Source organism: Dietzia sp. DQ11-38-2 (assembly GCF_014145055.1).
In the GTDB taxonomy this organism is placed as follows: domain Bacteria; phylum Actinomycetota; class Actinomycetes; order Mycobacteriales; family Mycobacteriaceae; genus Dietzia.
On record NZ_JAALDW010000387.1, the window covers coordinates 1 to 3,099 of the forward strand.

General features: G+C 69.6%; 2 protein-coding genes. Both read left to right on the forward strand.

The window, feature by feature from the left end; genetic code table 11:
- Nucleotides 1-94: 94 nt before the first annotated feature.
- A complete protein-coding gene (locus G6026_RS12805) occupies nucleotides 95-2,008 on the forward strand; it encodes a penicillin-binding protein 2 (protein WP_182613396.1) in 1,914 nt (637 codons plus the stop codon).
- 75 nt (nucleotides 2,009-2,083) lie between these two features.
- On the forward strand, nucleotides 2,084-3,099 hold a 1,016-nt coding region (gene murE / locus G6026_RS12810), incomplete at its 3' end, for a UDP-N-acetylmuramyl-tripeptide synthetase (RefSeq protein WP_182613397.1).

A 3,099-nucleotide genomic window follows, 5' to 3' on the forward strand; every position in this document is an offset into this window, starting at 1 on the left:
CGGCCCCCGTGCCGGCCCCGGGTGGCGAGGTCGCGACACTCGCGCCGGTCCCCGGCCCGCTCTACTGACGACACGACCTGCGAAAGGCCCCTCGATGACCGATCGACGCAATCCGGGACAGGGCCCGCGGGTCCCTTCGGGGGCATCTCGCGGCGGCCGCTCGGACGACGGTCGGCCGCCCACCCGGTCCGGCAGGGTCCTCACCGCCGACTCGACGGACCGGCGGTTCACGTGGATGCGCTCAGCTTTCGCCGTCATCATGGTGATAGCGCTGGTCAAGCTGCTGTGGGTCCAGACGATCGGCGGCACCGAGCTCGCGGCACGCGCGGAGAGCCAACGACAGGTCCACCAGGTGCTCCCCGCCACCCGCGGCGCGATCGTCGATGTCCACGGCGACCCGATCGCGTTCACCCGCGAGGCCCGGGACCTGTCCATCCAGCCGCTGGTCGAGCAACGCAACGCCGAAGCGCGCAGGGAACTGAACCGCACCAACCCCACCTGGGACGAGCTGGTCGAGCAGATCGCTGACGAGTTCGAGTCCGTGCTGGGGGAGAAGATCGACCGGTCGGAGATCGAGGCCAAACTCACCTCCGAGGGTGGTTTCACCTACCTCGTCCGCAACGTGGACGTGACCCAGGCCAATGCCATCACCAGGAAGTTTCCGATGATCGGTGCGGAACGGGTGGACATCCGCGAGTACCCGGGCGGAGCCCTCGCGGCAAACGTGGTGGGAGCCACGTCGAAGAGCGACGACGGGAAGCTCATCGGTCTACAGGGCATCGAGGCGTCCTTCAACGACGAGCTCGACGGTGAGGACGGCCGCCAGACCTTCGACCGTGCCCAGGACGACACGGTGATCCCGGGGACCCTGCGGAACGTCTCGGCCCCACGAGACGGTGACACGATCCGTCTGACGCTCGACGCGGACCTGCAGTGGCACGTCCAGAAGGCCGTGCAGTCCGCCAAGGACTCCTCGGGTGCGCAGAGCGCGTCGGCGGTCGTGCTGGACTCCGAGACCGGAGAGGTCCGCGCGATGGCCAACGACAACACCTTCAACCCCGCGGTGGGCATCGGCGCCGAGCTCGAGCGCGGGGCGGACCTCGGCAACCCGGCGATCACCTCGCCCTTCGAGCCCGGCTCGGTGCAGAAGATCATCACCGCCGCCGCGGCGATCGAGGCCGGACTGACCGACCCGGGTGAGGTCCATTCGGTGGACGGGAGCATCAGCATGGAGGGGGTGACCGTCTCCGATGCGTGGCAGCACGGGCCGACGCCCTACACGACCACGGGAATCTTCGGGAAGTCCTCGAACGTCGGGACTCTCATGCTGGCGCAGCGCGTCGGCAAGGAATCGTATTCTGAGTACCTGCGGAAATTCGGGCTGGGTCAGCGGTCGGGCATCGAACTCGCCGGCGAGTCTGACGGTCTGGTACCCGACCTGCAGAACTGGCAGGGTGGAACCTTTGCCAATCTGCCCATCGGGCAGGGGTTGTCGATGACCACCCTTCAGATGGCGGGCATCTACCAGGCCATCGCCAACGACGGGGTCCGGGTGCCGCCACGGATCGTCGCCGAGCGGGTGGACCCGGACGGTGAGGTCCACGAGGCCGATCGACCGGAAGGAGAGCGGGTGGTCAGCGAGCAGACCGCTCGCACAGTGCGTGACATGTTCCGCTCGGTCGTCCAGTCCGGCCCGGGGGCACAGGCGGGAACCGGCCCCCAGGCCGCGGTGGCGGGGTACCAGATCAGCGGAAAGACCGGCACCGCCCAGCAGATCGACCCCTCGTGCGCCTGCTACTCCAACTCGCGGTACTGGATCACCTTCTCGGGCATCCTGCCCGCCGACGATCCGAGGTACGTGATCTCGATCATGCTCGACGCTCCACAGCGCGGCACTCTCGGCGCATCCGCCGCGCCCCTCTTCCACGACATCGCCTCGTGGCTGGTCAACCGGGACAACATCCCGCCGTCCGCCCCCGCGGCGGACCTGATCCTGCAGGCGCAGTGACGCGCGACCGGCAAGGTAGCGTGTAGCGGGTTCACGAGGGGTCACGGAGAACGAGAGGCGGGTCGAGGACAGGCGATGACGACAGCAGCACAGCTGGCTGACGCGGTGCAGGCGAGCCTCCTCGGTGACAGGGCGGCAGCCGACGCGGAGCTGACCGGCGCCACCATCCGGGCCCAAGACGCGGGAACCGGCACGCTCTTCGCCGCGCTGCCCGGGTCGAGGATCCACGGCGCCTCTTTCTGCGCGACGGCGGTCGAGGCGGGCGCGTCGGCCGTACTCACCGACACCGAGGGCCTGGAGTTGATGGGTCCCGTGGCCGACCGCGTCCCGGTGCTGGTGCACCCGCGACCCCGGTCCGTTCTGGGCGAGGTGGCGGCGGCCGTCGTCGGTGACCCCTCTGCTGACCTGGACGTCGTGGGGATCACCGGGACGTCCGGCAAGACGACGACGACCTATCTCGTGGAGGCGGCGCTCGAGGGCTGTGGCCTCGTGGCGGGACTCATCGGCACCACTGGCAGCAGGGTGGGCGGACGGCACCTGCCGAGCAGTCTCACGACTCCTGAAGCGCCCGAATTCCAGTCGCTGCTGAGTGAGATGCGAGCCGGGGGTGCCCGCGCCGTCGCCGCAGAGGTCTCCAGCCATGCGTTGCGGCTCGGTCGGGTGGACGGGACACGGTTCGCCGTCGGCGCCTTCCTCAATCTCTCCCAGGATCATCTCGACTTCCACCCGAGCATGGAGGACTACTTCCGGGCCAAAGCCCGGTTGTTCGACTCCGACGCCGACCCGGGTTCCGCGGTGCGGCCCGCCGAGCGGGCCGTGATCGTCGTCGACGACGACTGGGGGAGACGACTGCTGGCGGCCCGACCGGACGCGGTGACCGTCTCGGCCGATCCCCGCGGGTCCGCCGACTGGACGGCGGGCGAGGCGTTGACCACCGACGACGATCGGCAGGCGTTCGCCGCGTGGGGGCCGCACGGGGTGACCGTGGAGGTCGATCTACCGCTCCTCGGCCGGTTCAACGTGACCAATGCGCTCGTCGCACTCGCGATCGTCGACGCCCTCGGTCTCGATGTTCGGGCCGCGGCCGCCGG

Bases quoted from the DNA above. Each gene is read 5' to 3' on its own strand.
- G6026_RS12805 (WP_182613396.1), top strand. From the start codon at position 95: ATGACCGATCGACGCAATCCGGGACAGGGCCCGCGGGTCCCTTCGGGG.